Source organism: Tropicibacter oceani (assembly GCF_029958925.1).
Taxonomy (GTDB): Bacteria; Pseudomonadota; Alphaproteobacteria; order Rhodobacterales; family Rhodobacteraceae; genus Pacificoceanicola; species Pacificoceanicola oceani.
The window spans coordinates 1,144,452-1,165,553 of the sequence record NZ_CP124616.1; the positions used below are offsets into that span (position 1 = coordinate 1,144,452).

20 protein-coding genes and 1 tRNA gene are annotated in these 21,102 nt (G+C 65.4%); 8 read left to right on the top strand and 13 right to left on the bottom strand.

The features are described 5' to 3' along the window. Nucleotides 1-19: 19 nt before the first annotated feature. Nucleotides 20-1,261 (bottom strand): hypothetical protein, encoded by a 1,242-nt coding sequence (locus tag QF118_RS05510; protein WP_282301644.1) that lies wholly within the window; start codon nt 1,259-1,261, stop codon nt 20-22. Between the two features lie 171 nt (nt 1,262-1,432). Between QF118_RS05510 and pheS the strand changes: the two genes are divergently transcribed. Beyond that, the gene (pheS, locus tag QF118_RS05515; protein WP_282301645.1) at nt 1,433-2,506 is read left to right on the top strand and encodes a phenylalanine--tRNA ligase subunit alpha; all 1,074 of its coding nucleotides are present in this window, start codon (nt 1,433-1,435) and stop codon (nt 2,504-2,506) included. 36 nt (nt 2,507-2,542) lie between these two features. Then, nucleotides 2,543-4,945 carry a phenylalanine--tRNA ligase subunit beta gene (pheT, locus tag QF118_RS05520; RefSeq protein WP_282301646.1) on the top strand — a complete coding sequence of 801 codons (2,403 nt, stop codon included), beginning with the start codon at nt 2,543-2,545 and terminating at the stop codon, nt 4,943-4,945. 84 nt (nt 4,946-5,029) lie between these two features. Here pheT and QF118_RS05525 read toward each other — a convergent pair whose 3' ends face one another. The 4 genes from QF118_RS05525 to QF118_RS05540 form a co-directional block, all read right to left on the bottom strand. Further along, a complete protein-coding gene (locus QF118_RS05525) occupies nt 5,030-5,512 on the bottom strand; it encodes an EF-hand domain-containing protein (RefSeq protein ID WP_282301647.1) in 483 nt (160 codons plus the stop codon). A 115-nt stretch (nt 5,513-5,627) separates the two neighbouring features. Continuing rightward, a complete protein-coding gene (locus QF118_RS05530) occupies nt 5,628-5,960 on the bottom strand; it encodes a carboxymuconolactone decarboxylase family protein (protein ID WP_282301648.1) in 333 nt (110 codons plus the stop codon). A gap of 197 nt (nt 5,961-6,157) precedes the next feature. Continuing rightward, on the bottom strand, nt 6,158-7,843 hold the full coding sequence (locus QF118_RS05535; protein ID WP_282301649.1) for an acyl-CoA dehydrogenase family protein: 1,686 nt from the start codon (nt 7,841-7,843) through the stop codon (nt 6,158-6,160). Then, nucleotides 7,833-7,976 (bottom strand): hypothetical protein, encoded by a 144-nt coding sequence (locus QF118_RS05540; RefSeq protein WP_282301650.1) that lies wholly within the window; start codon nt 7,974-7,976, stop codon nt 7,833-7,835. Before QF118_RS05540 ends, QF118_RS05535 begins: the two co-directional genes overlap by 11 nt. 14 nt (nt 7,977-7,990) lie before the next feature. On the opposite strand from QF118_RS05540, the gene QF118_RS05545 reads away from it, so the two are divergent. After that, complete coding sequence (locus tag QF118_RS05545) at nt 7,991-8,758, top strand: sulfite exporter TauE/SafE family protein (protein ID WP_282301651.1); 768 nt, start codon at nt 7,991-7,993, stop codon at nt 8,756-8,758. 23 nt (nt 8,759-8,781) lie between these two features. On the opposite strand, the gene QF118_RS05550 is transcribed toward QF118_RS05545, so the two are convergent. Next, nucleotides 8,782-9,708, bottom strand: coding sequence for a 3,5-dioxohexanoate:acetyl-CoA acetone transferase (locus QF118_RS05550; protein ID WP_282301652.1), 927 nt, complete (start codon nt 9,706-9,708; stop codon nt 8,782-8,784). 141 nt (nt 9,709-9,849) lie between these two features. Beyond that, nucleotides 9,850-11,763, bottom strand: coding sequence for a hypothetical protein (locus QF118_RS05555; RefSeq protein ID WP_282301653.1), 1,914 nt, complete (start codon nt 11,761-11,763; stop codon nt 9,850-9,852). 376 nt (nt 11,764-12,139) lie between these two features. On the opposite strand from QF118_RS05555, the gene QF118_RS05560 reads away from it, so the two are divergent. Beyond that, complete coding sequence (locus tag QF118_RS05560; RefSeq protein ID WP_282301654.1) at nt 12,140-13,018, top strand: hypothetical protein; 879 nt, start codon at nt 12,140-12,142, stop codon at nt 13,016-13,018. Between the two features lie 14 nt (nt 13,019-13,032). Here the strand turns inward: QF118_RS05560 and glpD are convergent, their stop codons facing one another. Beyond that, on the bottom strand, nt 13,033-14,607 hold the full coding sequence (glpD, locus tag QF118_RS05565) for a glycerol-3-phosphate dehydrogenase (protein ID WP_282301655.1): 1,575 nt from the start codon (nt 14,605-14,607) through the stop codon (nt 13,033-13,035). Between the two features lie 208 nt (nt 14,608-14,815). On the opposite strand from glpD, the gene QF118_RS05570 reads away from it, so the two are divergent. Continuing rightward, nucleotides 14,816-15,580 (top strand): DeoR/GlpR family DNA-binding transcription regulator, encoded by a 765-nt coding sequence (locus tag QF118_RS05570; protein ID WP_282301656.1) that lies wholly within the window; start codon nt 14,816-14,818, stop codon nt 15,578-15,580. Nucleotides 15,581-15,650: 70 nt separating this feature from the next. On the opposite strand, the gene QF118_RS05575 is transcribed toward QF118_RS05570, so the two are convergent. Further along, a tRNA-Ala gene (locus QF118_RS05575) sits at nt 15,651-15,726 on the bottom strand. A gap of 92 nt (nt 15,727-15,818) precedes the next feature. Next, nucleotides 15,819-16,145 (bottom strand): TIGR02300 family protein, encoded by a 327-nt coding sequence (locus tag QF118_RS05580; protein ID WP_282301657.1) that lies wholly within the window; start codon nt 16,143-16,145, stop codon nt 15,819-15,821. A gap of 106 nt (nt 16,146-16,251) precedes the next feature. On the opposite strand from QF118_RS05580, the gene QF118_RS05585 reads away from it, so the two are divergent. The 3 genes from QF118_RS05585 to QF118_RS05595 all read left to right on the top strand — a co-directional run bounded on the left by QF118_RS05585 (nt 16,252) and on the right by QF118_RS05595 (nt 18,859). After that, the gene (locus QF118_RS05585; protein WP_282301658.1) at nt 16,252-16,941 is read left to right on the top strand and encodes a M48 family metallopeptidase; all 690 of its coding nucleotides are present in this window, start codon (nt 16,252-16,254) and stop codon (nt 16,939-16,941) included. A gap of 83 nt (nt 16,942-17,024) precedes the next feature. Beyond that, nucleotides 17,025-17,678 carry a GntR family transcriptional regulator gene (locus QF118_RS05590; RefSeq protein WP_282301659.1) on the top strand — a complete coding sequence of 218 codons (654 nt, stop codon included), beginning with the start codon at nt 17,025-17,027 and terminating at the stop codon, nt 17,676-17,678. Further along, on the top strand, nt 17,678-18,859 hold the full coding sequence (locus QF118_RS05595; protein WP_282301660.1) for a cation:proton antiporter: 1,182 nt from the start codon (nt 17,678-17,680) through the stop codon (nt 18,857-18,859). The genes QF118_RS05590 and QF118_RS05595 overlap by 1 nt, the downstream gene beginning before the upstream one ends. Nucleotides 18,860-18,886: 27 nt before the next feature. On the opposite strand, the gene QF118_RS05600 is transcribed toward QF118_RS05595, so the two are convergent. The 3 genes from QF118_RS05600 to QF118_RS05610 form a co-directional block, all read right to left on the bottom strand. Next, nucleotides 18,887-19,297: a thioredoxin family protein gene (locus QF118_RS05600; RefSeq protein ID WP_282301661.1), complete on the bottom strand. Its 411-nt coding sequence runs from the start codon at nt 19,295-19,297 to the stop codon at nt 18,887-18,889. Nucleotides 19,298-19,319: 22 nt separating this feature from the next. Next, nucleotides 19,320-20,033: a cytochrome c biogenesis CcdA family protein gene (locus QF118_RS05605; RefSeq protein WP_282301662.1), complete on the bottom strand. Its 714-nt coding sequence runs from the start codon at nt 20,031-20,033 to the stop codon at nt 19,320-19,322. 105 nt (nt 20,034-20,138) lie between these two features. After that, nucleotides 20,139-21,101, bottom strand: coding sequence for an acetyl-CoA carboxylase carboxyltransferase subunit alpha (locus tag QF118_RS05610; protein WP_282301663.1), 963 nt, complete (start codon nt 21,099-21,101; stop codon nt 20,139-20,141). Nucleotide 21,102: the final 1 nt, after the last annotated feature.

A 21,102-nucleotide genomic window follows, 5' to 3' on the forward strand; every position in this document is an offset into this window, starting at 1 on the left:
CCTGTCGGGTCAGATCAGGTCACGTCGCTGACCGGGCGGCGGCCTTGGGCGGGTTGATCGCGATGCCCGCGCGGGTCAGGCTGATCCGGTCGCCTTGTTCCAGCAGCGGGGCATAATGGGCGGCGAGGCTGCGCCGCATGCTGTCTGCCGGCACGGTCCAGCATTCGGGCACATGGCAGGTGAACCATTCGGCAAACAGCCCGCTGGCCACCTTTGCAAAGCGGCTGCGCTGGGCGTTGATCTCGGCATCGGCACCGGGGTTGCCGCTGTCCGTCGGGGTTGTGATATCCGTGCAGAACTGCAGCAGCCTGTTGACGGTTGCAGGATCGCCCGCCTCGGCCCTCGCGATGTCGCACAGACCCTGCGCCAGCAGCGCGGCGTCGGCCAGGAACAGCGTGCCGGGATCGCGGGTCATCACACCCATGTAAAAGGCGGCGTAGGCGGCGGCGCCGGTGTCCGGCGTGGCCACCATGGTGCGCCGCGCCTCAAGCTCCAGCATTTCGTAGTCGCCGCGCTGCCCCGGCAGCAGATGAAAGGCGTGCTCTTTCATCAGGTCCCAGTCTGTCGGCGCCTCCTCCAACGCCTGGGCAAAGCGGTCGTGGATCAGCGTGTCAGCGCCCGGGACTTCGCAGGCCACACGATGCGCCACCATCGTCAGAAAACCCGACCCGGGCGCCTTGGCGTGCCATTCCGTCAGGATCTCGTTGGCGCGGGCGAGGTGCAGGTCGTGGCCATCCGCGCCGGTGTCATCATCCACCGGGGTCAGGTCCTGGCGCACCCGCGCCATTTCCAGATGTGCCAGCGTCAGGATCGCGCCCAGGTGGTGATCGTCCGGGCGCAGCGCATAGGCCAGCTCCAGCCGTTCCAGCTCGTCATACAGAATGGCGCTGACAGGCAAGGCCGCGCCGCCGCCAAGCTGCGCAACCCAATCGGCCTGCGCCCCGCGGGTCCCGCGCGCGGCGCAACGGGTCAACACCTTGCCACAGCTTTTGCCGCTCTCGGCGTCCAGGTCGGCCATCAGGCGGTGCAAACCATCCCAATCCGCGCCCTCGGACAGCTGGCGGGCACGGCTTTCGATCCGGGCCTGATCGCAGATCTCGTCCAGATGGACGGTCTCGATCAGCAGCCGTTTGCCGGGCCTTGATGCCCTGCGCGCCCGGACCAGCCGGGTCAGGGGCGGCATCAGCCCGACAAGGGCGATGGCAACCCGGCGGCGCCAGCCCTTTTGAGGGCGCTCGATGCGGTGGGCATGGGCGTGCATTCGGGGTCTCCCGGGATGTGACCTTTGGGTCAGTACAGGCCAAAGGTTTGTGGCGCAAATGCGCAGGCGCTGTGGAAACTCTGTATCCATTGGCCGTGCCTTGGCTGCACCCCTGCTTGCATTCCCCTACTTCTGTGGTAACTCCCCTTCGATCCCATCCGGAGAGGCCCCATGCAAGAGCTGCGCGACAAGTATATCACCGCAATCGGCGAAGCCGCTGATGAAAACGCCCTTGAGGCCCTTCGCCTTGCCGCCGTCGGCAAGAAGGGCGAGATCAGCCTGCAAATGCGCGAGCTGGGCAAGATGACGCCCGAGCAGCGCCAGACAGCCGGTCCCGCCCTGAACGCGCTCAAGGATGAAATCAACGCCGCGCTGGCCGCGAAAAAGGCCGCGTTGGGCGATGCCGCCCTGAATGAACGGCTGCAGGCCGAATGGCTGGACGTCACCCTGCCACCGCGCCCCATGCGCCAAGGCAGCATTCATCCGGTCAGCCAGGTCATGGAAGAGGCGACGGCGATCTTTGCCGACATGGGCTTTGCCGTGGCCGAAGGGCCGCAGGTCGACAGCGATTGGTACAACTTTGACGCTCTGAACATCCCCGGCCACCACCCCGCGCGGGCGGAAATGGACACCTTTTACATGCACCGCGCCGAGGGCGACAACCGTCCGCCCCATGTGCTGCGCACCCACACCAGCCCGGTGCAGATCCGCCATATGGAGGGCAACGGCGCCCCCTGCCGCATCATCGCGCCGGGCCGTGTGTACCGCGCTGACTATGACCAGACCCACACGCCGATGTTCAACCAGATCGAAGGCCTTGCCATCGACAAGGACATCTCGATGGCGAACCTCAAGTGGGTTTTGGAGGAATTCTTTGCCGCCTTCTTCGAGATCGACGGCATCAAGACCCGTTTCCGCGCCTCGCACTTCCCCTTCACGGAACCCTCGGCCGAGGTGGATATCCAGTGCAGCTGGGTCGACGGTCAGCTGAAGATCGGCGAAGGCGACGGCTGGCTCGAAGTGCTGGGGTCCGGCATGGTGCACCCCAAGGTGCTGTCGGCCGCTGGCGTCGATCCGAACGAATGGCAGGGCTTTGCATTCGGCATGGGCATCGACCGCATCGCCATGCTGAAATACGGCATCCCCGATTTGCGGGCCTTCTTCGATTCAGACCTGCGCTGGCTGAAACACTACGGTTTCGCCGCCTTGGACGTGCCGACGCTGCATGGTGGCCTGTCCCGCTAAGCCTGACCTGATACATTTCCCCAAAGGGGCGACACGATGAAATTCACGCTTTCCTGGCTCAAAGAGCACCTCGATACCACCGCTTCGGTTGATGAAATCTCCGAGGCGCTGACCGACCTCGGGCTTGAGGTTGAGGGCATCGAAAACCCCGCCGCCAAGCTGTCGGCCTTTACGCTGGCCAAGGTGGTTCATGCCGAACAGCACCCCGATGCGGATCGGCTGCGCGTCTGCAAGGTGCTGACCGATGAGGGCGAAAAACAGATCGTGTGCGGCGCGCCCAATGCCCGGACCGGTATCACCGTGGTGCTGGCCAAACCGGGCGACTATGTCCCCGGCATCGACGTGACGCTGTCGGTCGGCAACATCCGCGGCGTCGAAAGCCACGGCATGATGGCCAGCGAACGCGAACTCGAACTGTCGGACGAACACGACGGCATCATCGAATTGCCCTCGGGCGAGGTGGGTCAAAAGTTCACCGACTGGCTGGCGCAGAACGATCCCGCCAAGGTCGATCCGGTGATCGAGATCGCCATCACCCCCAACCGCCCCGATGCGCTGGGCGTGCATGGCATCGCACGCGATCTGGCGGCGCGGGGTCTGGGCACGCTCAAGCCGCTGAAGACCGATCAGGTCGACGGCGAATTTGCCTGCCCGATCAGCGTTACAATCGACGAAGACACCCAAGGCGAAGGCGGCTGCCACGTGTTCGCGGGTCGTCTTATCCGCGGTGTGCAAAACGGCCCCAGCCCGCAGTGGCTTCAGGACCGGTTGCGCGCGATTGGCCTGCGCCCGATTTCGAAACTGGTGGATATCACCAACTTCTTCACCTTTGACCGCAACCGCCCCCTGCACGTCTTTGATGCCGACAAGGTGAATGGCAACCTGCGCGTCCACCGCGCCAAATCAGGCGAAACGCTGGTTGGTCTGAACGAGAAGACCTATACCTTTGCCGACGGGCAGGTGGTGATTTCGGACGACAGCGCCATCGAATCCATCGGCGGCATCATGGGCGGGCTGGACTCCGGGTGCACCGAAGAGACGGTCAACGTCTTCCTTGAAAGCGCCTATTGGGACAACGTCCAGATCGCCACCACGGGCCGCGCGCTGAAGATCAACTCGGACGCACGCTATCGCAACGAACGCGGCATCGACCCGGGTTACAACATGCAGGCGATCGAAGACGCGACACAGATGATCCTTGATCTCTGCGGCGGCACGCCGTCCAAGGTGACCGTTGCGGGCGCCGTGCCGGACGTGTCGCGCGCCTATAAACTGGATGCCAAGCGGGTGATTTCGCTGGTCGGGATGGAGATCCCGGAATCCGAACAGCGCCAGACGCTGACCGCGCTGGGCTTCAAGATGACCGGTGACATGGCCAACGTGCCGTCCTGGCGCCCCGATGTGCTGGGCGAGGCGGACCTGGTCGAAGAGGTGGCGCGCATTGCTTCGTTGACCAAGCTGCAGGGCAAACCGCTGCCGCGCATGACCACGGGCGTGCCGCGCCCGATCCTGTCGCCAATCCAGAAACGCGAACAGATCGCGCGGCGGACCATGGCGGCGCTCGGCTACAACGAATGCGTGACCTACAGCTTTATCGACAGCGCCTCGGCGGCGCTGTTCGGGGGCGGGCAGGATGCGACAATGCTGGCCAACCCGATCAGCAGCGAGATGAGCCACCTGCGCCCCGCTTTGCTGCCCGGTCTGTTGCAGGCGGCGGCCCGCAACCAGGCGCGCGGTTTCATGGACCTTGCGCTGTTTGAAATCGGCGCCGCCTTTTCCGGCGGCGAGCCGGGGGAACAGCATTTGCAGGCGGCGGGTCTTTTGGTTGGCAACACCGGCCCCAAGGACGTGCACGGCGCGTCGCGCCCCGTCGATCTGTTCGACGCCAAGGCGGATGTCGAGGCGGTGCTGTCCGCCATCGGCGCCCCGGCAAAGATGCAGGTGATGCGCAACGGGCCGGACTGGTGGCACCCGGGGCGGCACGGCGTACTGTGCCTTGGCCCGAAAAAGGTGCTGGCGGTATTCGGCGAAGTGCACCCCAAGGTGCTGCGCGAAATGGGCGTCAAGGGCCCGGCGGTGGCCTATACCCTGTGGCCTGCGGAAATCCCGCTGCCGCGCAAAACCGTGGCGACACGCAGCGCGCTGGCGATCAGCGACCTGCAACCGGTCGAGCGCGATTTTGCCTTTGTCGTGGATGCGTGCGTTCAGGCGCTGGATCTGGTCAATGCCGCGGCCGGGGCCGACAAGGCGCTGATCGAAAGCGTGCGGGTCTTTGACGAATTCATCGGCGGATCGCTGGGCGAGGGCAAGAAATCCCTTGCCATCACGGTGCGCATGCAGCCCACGGACAAGACCCTGAAGGAAAAGGATATCGAGGCGGTCGGGGCCAAGATCGTCGAAAAGGTCAGCAAGGCGACCGGCGGCGTGTTGCGCGGCTGACGTCCGAAAAAGGCGGGGCATAACCCCGCCCTACGGTATCAAGGTGAAAGGCCCCGGCGGATCGCGCGGGGCCTTTGCTTTGTCTCAGTTGCCGACCTTCTTGCCGTGGCCCTGACCGCCGCCCATCATGCCGCGACGCATGGCGAAATCCGCCGTGGTGATCACGCCGTCCTTGTCCAGGTCCATCTCGGCGATCCAGACCTGGGCCTGACCGATGAATTCCTCGCGGCTGACCTTGCCGTCGCCGTCCACGTCATTCAGCGCCTTTTCCATGCCCTCGGCGGCGTTCTTCATGTTACCCTGACCATGGCCGCCGGGTTCGTTCGCCATGTCGAGGGCGCGGGCCTCGTCGAACAGGGCGTATTCTTCGTCGTTCAGAAATCCGTCTTCGTCGGAGTCGAAGGTGGTAAAGACGTCGCCGCGGCGTTCGACCGCCTCTTCGAGCGAGACCGAGCCGTTGCCGTCGAGATCCCAGTTTTCGACGAAATGCGCACCGGGCTGCCCGGCCTGGGCAAAGGCGATGGCAGGGGTCGAGGCAAGCAGCAGGGCGAGAGCGAGATTTTTCATGTCATGTTCCATATATTCCGTTTTTCACATATATTAAACGGACGGTCCCGGACCGTCCGTCGTGACAGGATGCCGCAGGGGGTTTTGCGGACTAAGGGTTTGGAAAATCGCCGTTTCAGGCAGCCTCGTCGTAGGCGGCGAGCGCCTTGGACGCATACATCAAGCCGGGTCCGCCGGACATCTGGATCGCGGTGCCCAGGGCCTCGACGATCTCGGCGCGGGTGACACCGGCGCGCAGGCAGGCGCCGACATGGCTGATGATGCAATCCTCGCAGCGCAGGGCCACCGCGATGCCAAGGGCGATCAGTTCCTTTTGCTTGTGCGTCAGGGCGCCATCGGCGCTGGCGGCCTGTTCCATCTGCACAAAGCCACCGAAAGTGTCGGGAATGGCCTTGCGCAATTCGCGCAGGTTGTTGCGGGTTTCGGCGAATTTTTCCTTGAAGGACATATCATGCTCCTGAGATGTGATTGAGGTCTCAAGACCATGGACGCCGCGGCGCGGCTTTGAGGTGGATCAAACGGGGGGCTTTGCCCCCGCGCCTGCGGCGCTCCCCCAGAGTATTTTGGCCAAGAAGAAGCCATGGGACAGCAAAAAGCCCCGCCGGTTGGGGCGGGGCCTTGGGTTTTTGGGGTGGGCTGCTGTGCTTAGGCCAGAAGGCGGCGGGCGATGACCTGGGCCTGAATTTCGGCGGCACCTTCGAAGATGTTGAGGATGCGCGCGTCACACAGGATGCGGGACACCGCGTATTCGAGGGCAAAGCCGTTGCCGCCGTGGATTTGAAGGGCGTTGTCGGCCGCGGCCCAGGCCACGCGCGCGCCCAGCAGCTTGGCCATGCCAGCCTCGAGGTCGCAGCGGCGGCCGTGGTCCTTTTCCCAGGCGCTGAAATAGGTCAGCTGGCGGGCGATCATGATTTCCACGGCCATCATCGCCAGTTTGCCCGACACACGCGGGAAGGCGATCAGGGATTTGCCGAACTGCTTGCGGTCCTGGGCGTATTTCATGCCTACGTCCAGCGCCGATTGCGCCACGCCGATCGCGCGTGCGGCGGTCTGGATGCGGGCGCTTTCGAAGGTTTCCATGAGCTGCTTGAAGCCCTTGCCTTCTTCGCCGCCCAGCAGGTTTTCACCTTTGACCTTGAAGCCGTCAAAGCCCAGTTCGTATTCCTTCATGCCGCGATAGCCGAGCACTTCGATTTCGCCGCCGGTCATGCCCTCGGTCGGGAAGGGGTTGGCGTCGTCGCCCGGGGTCTTTTCCGCCAGGAACATCGACAGGCCCTTGTAATCGCTGGTGTTCGGATCGGTCCGGGCCAGCAGGGTCATGACATGGGTGCGGGCGGCGTGGGTGATCCAGGTCTTGTTGCCGGTCACGGTGTAGTCGCCGTTCTCGTCCTTGACCGCGCGGGTGCGCAGCGACCCGAGATCGGACCCTGTGTTGGGTTCGGTAAAGACAGCGGTGGGCAGCTTTTCACCCGAGGCGAGCGCCGGCAGCCATTTCTGTTTCTGCTCTTCGGTGCCGCCTGCGATGATCAGTTCGGCCGCGATTTCCGAGCGCGTGCCCAGCGAGCCGACGCCGATATAGCCGCGCGACAGTTCTTCGGAGACGACGCACATCGAGGCCTTGGACAGGCCAAAGCCGCCGTATTCCTCGGGGATGGTCAGGCCAAAGACGCCCATTTCGGCCAGTTCCTCGATGACCTCCATCGGGATCAGTTCGTCTTTGAGGTGCCATTCGTGGGCAAAGGGTTCGACCTTGTCCACGGTATAGCGGCGGAACTGTTCGCGGATCATTTCCAGTTCTTCGTCGAGGCCGGTCTTGCCCACGGTGATCTCGGCGGACTGTTCTTCCATCAGCTGCACCAGACGGGTGCGGGCGGCGGGGGAATTGGCCTCGGCGATCAGCTTGTTGATTTCGGCGGTGTCCAGCGCGGCGGCGTCATCTGCCGTCAGGCCCAGATCGTGCAGGCGGATAATTTCGCCCTGGTTCATCAGGATGCCACCACGGATCTGGCCCAGGTATTCGCCGAATGCGATCTGGTGCAGCAGTTCCTCGACCTCGCCAAAGGTGCCTTCTGCCTGCATCTTGGTGGCCCAGTTCTGCATCTGGCGCAGCGATTCCAGGTAGGTGGCCAACCAGGCCAGCCCGTGCGCGGCGGTCTGGTTCGCCTCGAGCGCGGCACCGGACACGCGGCCGTCGACCGACACCATGTCGCGGACGCTGCTGCGTGCGGCTTCGAAGACGTGTTCGACCGGGGCAACAGCCGCGCCGGTCAGGGCCAGAAGGTCAGGCAGAATTGCGCCCGCAAGGGTCATATCTTGTCCATCATGCGCCATGATTCATGTCCTTTTTCATTTTCCAAGGCTGGATAGCCATTTTGCAGGTGCAGCGCAACAAAAATACCCGTTGCTGCGGCGCTTTGTTCATTTGTTGCGCATTCGTTTTTTGCGGTGCGGCGGAAACAGGCATGCTAACAGACCGGCATGGAGACTCTGCTGCCCGAACTGACCCCCGCCCTTTGGGCGCTTGCCCTTGGAATTGCGCTGCTTGCGGGCGTCGTCAAGGGCATGGTGGGATTCGCCATGCCGATGATCCTTGTGTCCGGCCTGTCCAGCTTTCTGCCGCCGGGTCTGGCGCTGGCCGGGCTGATCATCCCCACGGTGGTGACCAATGGCATGCAGGCGCTGCGGCAGGGGCCCGGCGCGGCGCTGGGGTCTGTGCGGCGGTTTCGGGTGTTTTTGCTGGTCGGGCTGGTGTTCCTGATGGGATCGTCACTGTTGGTGGCGGTCATGCCGGAACGGCTGTTCCTGCTGGCCATCGGCGTGCCCGTGGTTTTGTTCGTGGTGCTGCAACTGGCGGGCTGGCAGCCGCAGATCGCCGCCGGGAACCAAAAGGTCGAGGCGGCGATTGGCGCCTTTGCCGGGTTCATCGGCGGCATGTCCGGGGTCTGGGGGCCGCCGACGGTGGCCTATCTGACCGCCCTCGGCACGGAAAAGCGCGAACAGATGCGGGTGCAGGGGGTGATCTATGGTCTTGGGGCCGTGGCGCTGACCGTGGCGCATGTCGGGTCGGGCATCCTGAACGAACGGACGATCTGGCTGTCGCTGGCGCTGCTGGGGCCTGCGGTTCTGGGCATGTGGCTGGGCGGCATGGTGCAGGACCGGATCGACCAACGCGCCTTTCGCCGCGCGACGCTGGTTGTTCTGCTGGTCGCCGGGCTGAACCTGCTGCGCCGCGCCTTTCTGGCCTGAAGGGCGCGCCTGTCCCGCCCGGGTCATATGGCGGTGCGATCCGCCCCCTTGAGGCCCAGCATCGCGCGCGCTTCGTCCGGGGTTGCGACCTCGCGGCCCAGATCCTCGACAATGCGGCGGACCTTTTCGACCTGCTGGGCATTGCTGGTGGCCAGTTCGCCGCGCGCGATGAACAGGCTGTCCTCCAGCCCGACGCGCACATGCCCGCCCATGGCCGCCGACATCGCCGCCATCGGCATCTGGTGCCGTCCCGCCGCCAGCACCGAGAACATGTAGTCCTCGCCGAACAGCTTGTCGGCGATGCGTTTCATGTGGGTCAGGTTTTCCGGGTCCGCGCCGATGCCCCCCAGCACGCCAAAGACGAACTGCAGGAAGAGCGGCCCCTGCACCAGCCCGCGATCCAGAAAGTGCCGCAGCATGTACAGGTGGCTGACGTCGTAGCACTCGAACTCGAACCGCGCGCCGCGCTCGGCCCCCATCTGGGTCAGAACCTGCGCAATGTCGCGCGGCGTGTTCTTGAACACCATATCCTCCGAGGCTTCGAGGAACGGCTTTTCCCAATCGTGTTTCCATTCGGTGATGCGGTCTGCTGCCGGGTAGGTGGCAAAGTTCATCGACCCCATGTTCAGGCTGCACATTTCCGGTTCGATCCGCTTGGGTGCGGCAAGGCGCTGTTCCAGCGTCATGCTGGCGTTGCCCCCGGTGGTGATGTTCAGCACCGCCCCCGTCGCCTGTTTGAGACGCGGCAGGAAGGCCATGAAATCCTCGGGGCTGGACGAGGGGCGGCCATCCAAGGGATCGCGCGCATGAAGGTGCAGGATGGCGGCCCCCGCCTCGGCGGCGTCCAGCGATTGCCCGGTGATGTCCTCCGGCGTGACCGGCAGATGCGGCGACATGGACGGCGTGTGGATCGAGCCGGTGACGGCGCAGGTGATCAGGATCTTGGACATCGGGCGCTTTCTTTCAGGGCGGCCTTGCGGCGGTAAAGCCGGGGGGCTGGCATCCCTCCGGCCGATTTCATCGACAAAGGCATCGTTCACGATTGCTGCCGGGCGGGCAAGGGCGCGCCCGGGGACGGGGTCGCCTGCGGCTCAGAACCCGGCAAAGACCGTCAGCAAATCCTGTTCCAGCCCGGAGATCTGGGCTTCCAGCGCGTTGATCCTGTCAAAGTTGCCGGCAATCTCGGTTTCGGTCTTGTCCAGCGCGGTCAGGTAACGGTCGCGCAGGGCCTCTTGTTTGACGCTGTCCAGGTTCTCGCGCAGGCGCTTTTGTTCCTGGGTCAATCCGTCATAGCGCCCGCGCAGCGACTCGATCTCGCGCTTGGCGGCGTCGATCCGGGTCTTGAGGGCGCGGGCGTCGTCAAAGGCCGCGCGGTGTTCGTCAGACAGGCTGACCTGGCCCGAGGCGATCTCGGCCAGGATACTGGCGAAATTGCCGTCGCCGATGCGCACCTGCCGCTGGTACACGGCTTTTTCTGTCAGGCTGATCACGCCTTTGCCATCGGTGACCGGGGCGGTGATGCGATAGAACCAATCGCCATGTTCGATGGTGCCGGTGGCGCCGTCGATATCGCCAAACCCCTTGGGGTGCTCGACGGTGAACAGATCGACCATTTCCGGCATGGCGCCAGAATAGGTGGTGGTGCGGGTGTTCTGGAATTCCATCGTCAGTGTGCCCTGCATGTGGACCAGGGTGGTCAGGGCATAGCGCTCGGTGCTGTCGGTCAGGATCGTGCTGCCGGTTGCGGCGGCAAAGGGCAGCAGCCGGGTCTGACCGGCCAGCATCCCGTCAAACCGGGCATCCCCGACAAAGCCGTCCTTGTCCTGGACCGACACCAGCCCCGGGGCCAGCGGTTGATCGGCATGGATCGCGGCGGCCAGCAGGATCGAGTCCTCCATTTCGTCCGGGCGATACAGCCCGCGAATGTCCGGCTCGATCGGCAGGTCCAGGTACATCAGGTTTGCGGTGCGGCCATCTTGCAGATCGACGGGATTGGGCAGGGCATAGCGCAGGATGCCGCTGCTTTGCAGTTGCGTTCCCTCGGACTCGCTGCCGGAAACCATCACCGGCTCCATTTCCATCTTTGGCGCGGGCGCCGCGCGGGCGCTTGCCATGGCCATCAGCCCGACACCGCTGTCGGCCTGCACGTCGATGGGCACCGGATGGGTGCCATCGGCCTCGTTCCTGGCGATCATCAGCGGATTGATCAGATCGCGCCGATAGGCGACCGGCGCGCCGGTGGTCAGAGTCAGGTCAACATCCTGCCAATCCGCGCCCGACACGTTTTCAAAGGTGGCCCAGCCCTGCAGGCGCCCTTCGTCCAGCAGCAACCGCCACGAATTCTTCCAGGCGGCCGCCTCGGTCACATAGGACAGATCAACGGCGCGCGGGGTGTCCGCGGCAAGAGTCAGGTCGAACTGGCGGACATCCGCGGCGATCCGGGACTGGTCCATCGCCCTGGCCAGGTGCTGCGCGGCCTCTTGGGAAAAGGTCACCTTGGTGCCGGGAAGCAGCACCACCTCGGCCACGCCATCCTGGGTCAGCAGCAGGGCTGCCAGACGGTCCACCCGCTGCGTATCCTCGACCGCATCAAAGCGGCGCAGCCCCATGACCCGGCCCGTGGTGCTGCCAAGCGCGGTGGTCAGAGTGACCTCCTGGCCTTTCAAAGCCTCAAGCAGGGCAGGGGTGTCGGTGGGAATGCCGGCGGCAAATTCCGTTTCGCGCAGGGCGGCGGCGGCCGAACCCGGCGTGTCGGTCTGCAGGTCCACCACACCGCCCGCCGGATCGCGCACGATCAAGGAGGCCAGCACGTCGCTGGAGGCCGCCGCCGGCACGGCAAACCGGATCCGGGTGCCGCTTGTCTCGGCGGTCATGGTATAGCGGGCGATCCCGGCCTGCCCCAGTTCGATGCTGGTGATTTCCGGGAGGGCCTGGGCCTGGGCCAGTCCGGCAAGACCGGTGCTGATCATCAGGGCGGCAGGCAGGGTCAGAGTGGGGCGGACCATGGCGGGTCTCCTTTTCAAAGGGCTGTCATCGGGCAGGCGCGGGCCAACCGGCCCCCTTGCATGGCACAAGGCCCGAAATCCGTGTCGGGCGCACTGGGGGAAAACCCCCATTTGCGGCGCCAAGGCCGCCAACCGGCAAGCTCCTGCCACCTTGCGGCGCGGGGTCCTGGCAAGGCGCGCCGCATTCCTGACCATTGTCGCGATTTTCGCAGCGCATGCCAGCCCCGGTTTCCGCCTTGCCCGTGTCCGCTGCACCCCCTTTCTGGGGGATTGCTCATGCCGCAGGAAAAGGTCTGGAAATGATCCTGCGCGGCGCCCATCCTTGGGCTATCGTGTTCCCGGGCAGCTGGCCCGGAGACCAACAAAGGAACCGATGATGAAACCGACGACCGCAGCCCTTGCCGTGCTGGCCCTGAGTGTCGGGGCCAAGGCGGGCGCTGCCGATCAGGCCGCACTGTTTGCGCTGCGCGATGCCCTTGCCCCGGGCGAATGCACGATGACCCAGGGGCTGACCAGCCAGCCCTTTGGCGACGGTGTCCTGCACCGGGTACCCTGCCGGATGGGTTTTGCCGATCAGCTGTCGGTGATGATCCTGGAACGCGGCGGCGCCCTTGTGCCGCTATTGTTCACCGAACCGACCTTTGATTTCGACTATGGCCCCGACGACCAGATCGACTGGGCGCACCCGCGGATCGGCGATGTCTTCAGCTCTGCCCTGATCTCGTCCGCGCAGGTCCAGCCGATGACCGGCACCATCGAAAGCAGCACCCGCATTGCCCCCGGCGTGGGCGAAGGCGCCTTTGTCTACCGCTACGAGATCAGCGAATGGGGCGCGGTTCTGACCGAGGCGGCGCTGGTGCTGGACAGCGGCCAGCAGATCGCGCTTTGGCCGCCCCGCCCGCCCTCGATCCTGGACGAACTGGGCCTGGCCCATGATCTGCAAGGCTTTGAAGCGCAACAGACACCCGACTGGACACTGCCTGATCCAGGCGGGATCGTCGCGCTGCTTGCGCTGGGTTTTCCATCACAGGACCAGGCCGAAGGCCGCCCCAGGCTTTTGCTGGAAATGGCGCAAGAGGGGACAAGGATCGCCGCAAACGTGCTGGAAACCGGCTGGGCCGACGATTCCGTGGCCGGTCAGGTGTTTCGGGTACTGCTGGAACAGGCCGGCGACGGCTGGGTGGTGACGGGGCTGGGGCGGGCCACGGTCTGCTGGCGCGGATCGCCGCGCGTCACGACCGGCGCCTGCCCCTGACCCCTTCGCGGGCGTCAGCGCTGCCGCGCCGCCATCCAATCGTCCAGCGCGGCGATCTGCGCGGCGCTCAGGCGCAGGCCCAGCTTGTTGCGCCGCCAGACCACGTCTTCGGCGGTGCGGGCGTATTCCTTGTCCATCAGCCAGATCACTTCGGCCTCGGTCAGGGTTGCCCCGAAATCGCGGCCCAGGTCGGCGGGCGTCTTGGCGGTTCCCAGGATCTCCGCTGCCTCGGTGCCATAGGCGCGCACCATCCGGCGCGCCCAGCGGTCCCCCAGAAAGGCAAAGCGCGCGCGCAGATCGTCGATCAGCCGGTCGACGCCGGTCACCGGGAAATCCCCGCCGGGCAGAGGCACCCCTGCGGTCCAGGCACCGGCAAGCCCCGGCAGATGGTCGGCCAGCTTGTCCATCGCGCTTTCGGCGAGGCGGCGATAGGTGGTGATCTTGCCGCCAAAGATGTTCAGCAGCGGCGCGCCGTCGCTGTCCAGCTTCAGCGTATAATCCCGCGTCGCCGCCGAGGCACTGCTGGCCCCGTCGTCGAACAGCGGGCGCACGCCGGAATAGCTCCAGACCACGTCGTCCTCGGTCAGGCTTTGGGCAAAATACTGGTTGGCGAAGTCGATCAGATAGCGCCGTTCCTCGGGGGTGCATTCGGGCCGGTCCGATGGGCTGGCATGGTCGGCGTCGGTGGTCCCGATCAGGGTGAAATCGCCTTCGTAGGGGATGGCAAAGATGATCCGCCCGTCGGTCCCCTGGAAGAAATAGCATTTGTCGTGATCATACAGCCGCCGCGTCACGATATGGCTGCCGCGCACCAGCCGCACCCCTTCGCGGGAATTCAGCCGCACGGTCTGGCGGATGATGTCGCCCACCCAGGGGCCTCCGGCGTTGATCAGGATGCGGGCCTTGTGCGCCTGCGTCTTGCCGGTTTCGGTGTCTTGCGTTTCGATGTGCCACAGTCCGTTTTCGCGGGTGGCGGACACGACCCTTGTCCGGGTCATGATCTGCGCGCCGCGCGCCTGCGCATCGCGGGCGTTCAGCACGACCAGCCGCGAATCCTCGATCCAGCAGTCGGAATATTCATAGGCGCGGGCAAAGCGGTCTTGCAGCGGCGCGCCCTCGGCCGTGCCTTTCAGGTCCAGCGTCCGGGTGCCGGGCAGGATCTTGCGCCCGCCCAGGTGGTCATACAGGAACAGTCCCAGCCGGATCAGCCAGGCGGGGCGGCGACCCTTCATCCAGGGCATGAACAGCCCCAGCAGGCGCGATGTCGGGGTGTCCGATTCGAACCGCATGTCCTTGTGATAAGGCAGCACGAACCGCATCGGCCAGCTGATGTGCGGCATCGCCCGAAGCAGGGTTTCGCGCTCGATCAGCGCCTCTCGGACCAGCCGGAATTCGAAATATTCAAGGTAGCGCAGGCCGCCGTGGAACAGCTTGGTCGAGGCTGAAGAGGTCGCCGAGGCCAGATCGTTCATCTCGGCAAGGCTGACCGAAAGCCCGCGCCCGGCCGCGTCGCGGGCAATGCCGCAGCCATTGATGCCGCCGCCGATGATGAACAGGTCGCGGATGGTATCGTCAGCCGTCTGCGGCATGGGAATCCCCCTTGGGTTGATGCGCCCGGGTATGTTCTTATTTCCGCGATATGGCAAGAAATTTGTTCGTATGGGTTCGGTTTTGCCCCGTTTTGCCGGCTTGAAGAGTGATTTCCAAAAGTGGATACGCGTTTTTGTTCGGTTTCGCTTGTGCCTGTTGGGGCGGGCGTTATGCTTGGCGCTGACCTCAGCCTTGGACCGCCCGCGCATGTCTCAGACCTTTCGCCACCCCGAAATCCTGGAAATCGCCCGCAGGCAGGGCAAGGTCACGGTCGAGGGGCTGGCCGGTCATTTCGGCGTGACGTTGCAGACCATCCGCCGCGACCTGACCGAACTGGGCGAGGCCGGCAAGCTCGAGCGTGTGCACGGCGGGGCAGTCCTGCCGTCGGGGACGACGAACATCGGCTATGACGAACGCCGGGCGATCAACGCGGCGGGCAAGGCGGCCATGGCACAGGCCTGCGCCGCGCGCATCCCCGACGACATTTCCCTGTTCCTCAACATCGGCACCAGCACCGAGGCCGTCGCCAGCGCCCTGCTGGGCCATCGCAACCTGATGGTGGTGACCAACAACATGAACGTCGCGACCATCCTGGCCGCGAACCCCGATTGCGAGGTCATCGTGACCGGCGGCCAGTTGCGCCGCGCCGATGGCGGGCTGGTCGGCAACCTGGCCGCCGAGACGATCCGCCAGTTCAAGTTCGACATGGCGGTGATCGGCTGCTCTGCCCTCGATGCCGAGGGCGACATGCTGGACTATGACATTCAGGAAATCAGCGTCAGTCAGACGATCCTGCGGCAATCGCGGCGCACCCTGCTGGTGGCGGATCACACCAAGTTCACCCGAAGCGCCCCGGTTCGAATCGCCTCTTTGGCGGAAATCGACGTCTTTGTGACCGATCGCCCGCTGCCCGGGGGGCTGGATGCGGCCTGCCGCACCTGGGGCTGTGATGTCGTGGTGACGCAGGGCTGACACGCAGTCGCATATCAGCACAATACGCGAACTGGCGCGGCGTCACGATTTCACTGTCGATGATGGGATTTGGTGGAGCCTAGGGGGATCGAACCCCTGACCTCTTGCATGCCATGCAAGCGCTCTCCCAGCTGAGCTAAGGCCCCATCAGTGTTGGTACCAAAGGCACCGTTCGCGGGTGATTACGCAATGCTGCGGGCGGGATCAAGCGGAAAAATCCCGCCCTGCAACAAATTCTTCAGGACTCGTCGTCGCCGTCGCTTGCGACGTCGGCAATATCGTCCAACGACACGTTGTCGTCGTCTTCGTCTTCCAGAACATCGTCATCGTCCAGATCGACTTCGACATCGTCATCGTCCAGCAGATCGACCTCATCGGTTTCCTCTGCGGCGGCCGCTTTCGACGCCTTGTCAGCCGCATCGGCCAGGATCTGGCCGCGCTTGCCGGTCTCAAGGTTCACGACCTCACCGGTATAGGGGCTGACGATCGGATTCTTGTTCAGGTCATAAAAACGCTTGCCCGTGGTCGGGCAGACGCGTTTTACACCCCATTCTTCTTTGGGCATCAGAGATTCCCTTCAAACTCGTGGTCATGTCGACAATCCGGGCCAACTGCCATAACAGGGGGGCCATGTCAAAGGCTTTGGCGCGAAACAGACGGGCAAGCGGCATATGGGCCAGATCAACCTACCCGGCAATCCTCCGATCCCGGTGATTCTGCGGCGCTCGGCGCGGGCGCGGCGGTTGTCGCTGCGCCTGTCGCGTCTGGACGGGCGCGTCACCCTGACCCTGCCCAAAGGCGTGTCCGAGGCCGAGGGCCGCGATTTCGTGCTGTCCAAGGAAAGCTGGCTGCGCGCGCATCTTGATCAGCAACAGGCCGAAGTCCCCGTCACCCACGGCGCCCTGCTGCCGCTGCATGGCGCCGACCTGCCGATTCGCCCCGGGTCGGGCCGCGCCGTGCGCCTGACCGAAACCGCGCTCGAAGTGCCGGGCCACCAGGATCAGGTGCCGCGCCGCGTGCAGGCCTTTGTGAAAACACTGGCGCGGGATCGGCTGGCCGAGGCATCGGACCGCTATTCGCAGGCGCTGGGCCGCCCCTATACGCGCCTGACGTTGCGCGACACGCGCTCGCGCTGGGGGTCGTGCACGGCGGATGGCGGGTTGATGTATTCCTGGCGGCTGATCCTCGCCCCGCCGGCGGTGCTTGACTACGTCGCCGCGCACGAGGTCGCGCATCTGGCCGAAATGAACCATTCCCCCGCCTTCTGGGCCGTGGTCGAACGGCTGTACGGCGACTGGAAGGCCCCGCGCCGCTGGCTGCGGACCCAAGGCCCGCAACTGCACCGCTACCGTTTCGACTAGTCTCGCCCGGGCGCCGGTCAGTCAGCCCCCGGGCGACTGTCTTGGGCATTGACGGCCCCGTCAAACGTGATCACAAATCACCCATGCACACGATCACACCGCGCCCCGCTGACACCTCGACCTCGGCCCATGACCGCGTCTATCGCGGGCTGCGCACGCGCATCATGCACGGCCAGATCGAACCGGGGCAGGCGCTGACCCTGCGTGGCATCGGCCGTGAATTCGACGTCTCGATGACCCCCGCCCGCGAGGCGGTGAACCGGCTGGTCGCCGAAGGCGCGCTGTCGATGTCCAATTCGGGCCGCGTCGCAACGCCCGAACTGACGAACGAACGGATCGAGGAACTGGCCGCCCTGCGCAGCCTGATCGAGGTCGAGCTGGCCTCACGCGCCCTGCCGCGCGCCCATATGGCGCTGATCGAACGGCTGCAGACGATCAATTCGACCATCGCCGATGCGGTCAGCAACCGCGATGCGGTCAGCTATATCCGCACCAACCTTGAATTCCACCGCACGCTGTACCTGCGGGCGCAGGCCCCGGCGATGCTGGCGATGTGCGAAACCGTCTGGTTGCAGCTGGGTCCGACCATGCGGGCGCTTTACACGCGCCTGCGCCGGTCCGATCCGCCGCAGTATCACCGCCTGATCATCGCCGCGCTCAAGGCCGGGGATGAACCGGGGCTGCGACTGGCGGTCCGCTCGGACGTGACGCAGGGCCTGCGCATGCTGGCCAGCTGATGGAGGCGGGCGGCCTGACACAGCTGGCCCCGGCCTTTACCGGCTTTGGCGCGCTGTTTCTGGCCGGGCTGGCGGCGGACACGCTGGGCCGCCGGACAAGGCTGCCGCGCGTGACCTTGCTGTTGCTGCTGGGCATCGCGGTCGGCCCTTCGGCGCTGGGGCTGATCCCCGCCGCCGCCCTGAACCTGTACGAAGCGCTGTCGGCCGTGGCCCTGACCATGGTGGCCTTTCTGCTGGGCGGCTCGCTGACCCGCGACCGGCTCAGCGAACGGGGCAGGGCGATCCTGTGCGTGTCCGGCATGGTTGTCGTGGTGACGGTGATCGGCCTGACGCTGGGCCTGATGCTGATCGGGGTGCCGCCGGAACTGGCGCTGTTGCTGGGGGCCATCGCCACCGCGACCGACCCGGCCGCCACCCAGGAAACGCTGCGCGAAACCGCCGCGCGGGGTCGCTTTGCCGATACGTTGCGCGGGGTCGTCGCGATCGACGATGCCTGGGGGATGATCGTCTTTGCGCTGGCGATGGTCGGGGCGCAGGCCCTGGCCAGCGGCGGGGTCGAAACCGGGCATGTCACCGGCGCACTGCGCGAAATCGGCGGGGCAACCGTGCTTGGGGTCGTGATCGGCCTGCCCGGCGCCTACCTGACCGGCCGTCTCAAACCCGGAGAGCCGACCCAGCTCGAGGCGCTTGGCCTGGTGTTCCTGACCGCCGGGGTCGCACTGTGGCTGAACCTGTCCTTTTTGCTGGCCGGGATGGTCGCGGGGGCGGTGATCGCCAACAGGGCACGCCATCATGAACGCGCCTTCCACGAGATCGAGCTGATCGAGCGGCCCTTCCTGATCCTGTTCTTCCTGCTGGCGGGCGCCGCGATGGAGCTGGGTGCGCTTTGGCAGGTCGGGGCGCTGGGGCTGGGGTATGTGGTGCTGCGCATCGCCGCGCGCCTGGTGGGCGGCTGGATCGGCGGGCGGCTGGGCGGGCTGTCGGCACAGGACAGCCGCTGGATCGGCCCGGCGCTGCTGCCGCAGGCGGGGGTGGCCGTGGGCATGGCCCTGATCGCGGCACAAAGCTTTCCGGCCCATGCGGAAACGATCCTGACACTGACCATCGGCACCACGGTGGTCTTTGAACTGATCGGCCCGCTTGCCACCGCGCAGGCGGTCCGGCGGGCCTCTCGAGATTGATAAGGGTCAGGGACCTGGGACCTGGGATCAGGCGCTTGCGGCGCCCAGGGCGGTGTCCATCAGCGCCTTGATGCTGGCGGTCGAGGTCTGGGCGACAATGCGGCCCAGCTCTTGGTCGCCCTTCAGCGCCACCAGCGTCGAGCGGCGCGGAATGTTCAGCGATTTCGCCAGCTTGGACTTGCCGTGTTCGTCCCAGTCCACGTCGATAAAGGTGATCTTTTCCTCGTAGTCGGGGTTCTCGGCCTTCAGCGCCTGGATCACCCGCTCTTGCGCGGCGCAAGTCGAACACCAGCTGGCCTTGAAGTCCAGGAACACGGTTTCGCCAGCGGCCAGCCGCTGTTCCACCAGGCCGGTGGCATAGGTCAGCGGGGCGGCCTTGGCAGCCAGAGGCAGGGCCGCAGCGCCTGCGGACAGAATCAAAAAGTCACGTCTGTTCATCTTGGGTCTCCTTGGTCAGGGGTCAAAGGGATACGGAAAGGTCGATCAGCCAGGGCGGCAGCGCGCCGATCAGCCAGGCTTCGATCACGTGGTGCCAGTTCAGCAAAAGCGCAGTGCCGACCAGCAAAAAGGTGCCGCCCAGCAGCGGGCGCGCCCGCACCGCAAGCCGGCGCAGCAGGGCATTGTGCCGCCCGATCGCGCCGCGTGTGCCATAGGCCAGCCCAAGGATCAGCGTCGAAACCCCGGCGGCAAAGAACACCATGATCAGCGTCGCGCGGCCCAGCCCTTCGCCCTGCGAGGCCAGCGAAATGGCGCCGCCCAGCGTCGGACCGATGCAGGGGCTCCAGACCGCGCCCAGCAGCAAACCGCCCAGGAACTGACCGCGCAGCCCGCCACGATCAACCGTGTCCATCTGCGCATCGGCCCGCGCCGAAAGCCCGGCGGTGGCCCCGGCCAGAACCGCCCCGGCCTGCGGCAGCAGCAGCGCCAGACCGAACAGGATCATCAAGACCGCGCTGGCCTTGGAGATCATGTCGATGTCCAGCCCCAGCGCATGGCCAAAGGCGGTGACACCAATCCCCAGAACGACAAACGACAGGCTCAGCCCGGCGGCCATCACGACCGGCCCCAGGCGACTGGCCTGCAGGGCCGTCGCGATCACGATGGGCAGGACGGGAACAACACAGGGGTTGATCAGCGTCAGCAGGCCCGCGCCATATGCAAAAAGCAATTCCATGCCGCGACTATTGCCCGCCGCGCCGGGTCTGTCACCAAACGAAACCCTGACGCGCGATCACAGCACCGTAAGCATTGTTACGAGGGGGGCCGCAACCGGCCGCCCTCAGGCCGCCAGACCCTTAGCGCCCATGCCCAGGTATTTCTGGCGGCGCGCGCCGATCAGTTCCTTGGGCTTTTGCCCGGCCAGATCGTCCAGCATCGCGGCAATCGCCTTGCCGACGGCGTCGATGGTCTTGGCGGCGTCGCGGTGCGCCCCGCCCAGCGGCTCGGGGATCATCCGGTCGGCCACGCCCAGCTTCAGCAGGTCCTGTGCGGTCAGGCGCAGCGCCTCGGCGGCTTCGCGCATCTTGTCGCTGTCTTTCCACAGGATCGAGGCACAACCCTCGGGCGAGATTACCGAATAGACCGAATGTTCCAGCATCGCCAAACGGTTCGCCGTGGCAAAGGCGACCGCCCCGCCCGAACCGCCTTCGCCGATGATGACCGACACCAGCGGCACGCCGATCTGCAGGCATTTTTCCGTCGACCGGGCAATCGCTTCGGACTGGCCGCGTTCCTCGGCGCCCTTGCCGGGATAGGCACCGGGCGTGTCGACCAGCGACACCACCGGCAGGCCGAACTTGTCGGCCATTTCCATCAGCCGGATCGCCTTGCGATAGCCCTCGGGGCGGGCCATGCCGAAATTGCGTTCGATCCGCGATTGCGTGTCGTTGCCCTTTTCATGGCCGATGACCATGACCGGAGTGTCGTTGAACCGCGCAAGGCCGCCCATCACCGCGTGATCGTCGGCAAAGTTCCGGTCCCCGGCCAGCGGCGTGTATTCGGTGAACAGCGCGTCGATGTAGTCTTTGCAATGCGGGCGGTTGGGATGGCGCGCCACCTGGCATTTGCGCCAGGGCGTCAGCTTTTTGTAAAGGTCCTGCAACAGGGCGTCTGCCTTGCGGTCCAGCGCCTTGGCTTCGTCCTCGATGTCCATGTCCTCGTTTTCACGCGCCATGGCACGCAGCTCTTCCGCCTTGCCTTCGATTTCGGCCAGCGGTTTTTCAAAGTCGAGGTAGTGGGTCATC

Bases quoted from the DNA above. Each gene is read 5' to 3' on its own strand.
- QF118_RS05555 (WP_282301653.1), bottom strand. From the start codon at position 11,763: ATGGTCCGCCCCACTCTGACCCTGCCTGCCGCCCTGATGATCAGCACC.
- QF118_RS05535 (WP_282301649.1), bottom strand. From the start codon at position 7,843: ATGGCGCATGATGGACAAGATATGACCCTTGCGGGCGCAATTCTGCCT.
- pheT (WP_282301646.1), top strand. From the start codon at position 2,543: ATGAAATTCACGCTTTCCTGGCTCAAAGAGCACCTCGATACCACCGCT.
- pheS (WP_282301645.1), top strand. From the start codon at position 1,433: ATGCAAGAGCTGCGCGACAAGTATATCACCGCAATCGGCGAAGCCGCT.
- QF118_RS05550 (WP_282301652.1), bottom strand. From the start codon at position 9,708: ATGTCCAAGATCCTGATCACCTGCGCCGTCACCGGCTCGATCCACACG.
- QF118_RS05590 (WP_282301659.1), top strand. From the start codon at position 17,025: ATGCACACGATCACACCGCGCCCCGCTGACACCTCGACCTCGGCCCAT.
- QF118_RS05605 (WP_282301662.1), bottom strand. From the start codon at position 20,033: ATGGAATTGCTTTTTGCATATGGCGCGGGCCTGCTGACGCTGATCAAC.
- QF118_RS05540 (WP_282301650.1), bottom strand. From the start codon at position 7,976: ATGCCTGTTTCCGCCGCACCGCAAAAAACGAATGCGCAACAAATGAAC.
- QF118_RS05595 (WP_282301660.1), top strand. From the start codon at position 17,678: ATGGAGGCGGGCGGCCTGACACAGCTGGCCCCGGCCTTTACCGGCTTT.
- glpD (WP_282301655.1), bottom strand. From the start codon at position 14,607: ATGCCGCAGACGGCTGACGATACCATCCGCGACCTGTTCATCATCGGC.
- QF118_RS05580 (WP_282301657.1), bottom strand. From the start codon at position 16,145: ATGCCCAAAGAAGAATGGGGTGTAAAACGCGTCTGCCCGACCACGGGC.
- QF118_RS05510 (WP_282301644.1), bottom strand. From the start codon at position 1,261: ATGCACGCCCATGCCCACCGCATCGAGCGCCCTCAAAAGGGCTGGCGC.
- QF118_RS05525 (WP_282301647.1), bottom strand. From the start codon at position 5,512: ATGAAAAATCTCGCTCTCGCCCTGCTGCTTGCCTCGACCCCTGCCATC.
- QF118_RS05530 (WP_282301648.1), bottom strand. From the start codon at position 5,960: ATGTCCTTCAAGGAAAAATTCGCCGAAACCCGCAACAACCTGCGCGAA.
- QF118_RS05570 (WP_282301656.1), top strand. From the start codon at position 14,816: ATGTCTCAGACCTTTCGCCACCCCGAAATCCTGGAAATCGCCCGCAGG.
- QF118_RS05610 (WP_282301663.1), bottom strand. From the start codon at position 21,101: ATGACCCACTACCTCGACTTTGAAAAACCGCTGGCCGAAATCGAAGGC.
- QF118_RS05545 (WP_282301651.1), top strand. From the start codon at position 7,991: ATGGAGACTCTGCTGCCCGAACTGACCCCCGCCCTTTGGGCGCTTGCC.
- QF118_RS05600 (WP_282301661.1), bottom strand. From the start codon at position 19,297: ATGAACAGACGTGACTTTTTGATTCTGTCCGCAGGCGCTGCGGCCCTG.
- QF118_RS05560 (WP_282301654.1), top strand. From the start codon at position 12,140: ATGAAACCGACGACCGCAGCCCTTGCCGTGCTGGCCCTGAGTGTCGGG.
- QF118_RS05585 (WP_282301658.1), top strand. From the start codon at position 16,252: ATGGGCCAGATCAACCTACCCGGCAATCCTCCGATCCCGGTGATTCTG.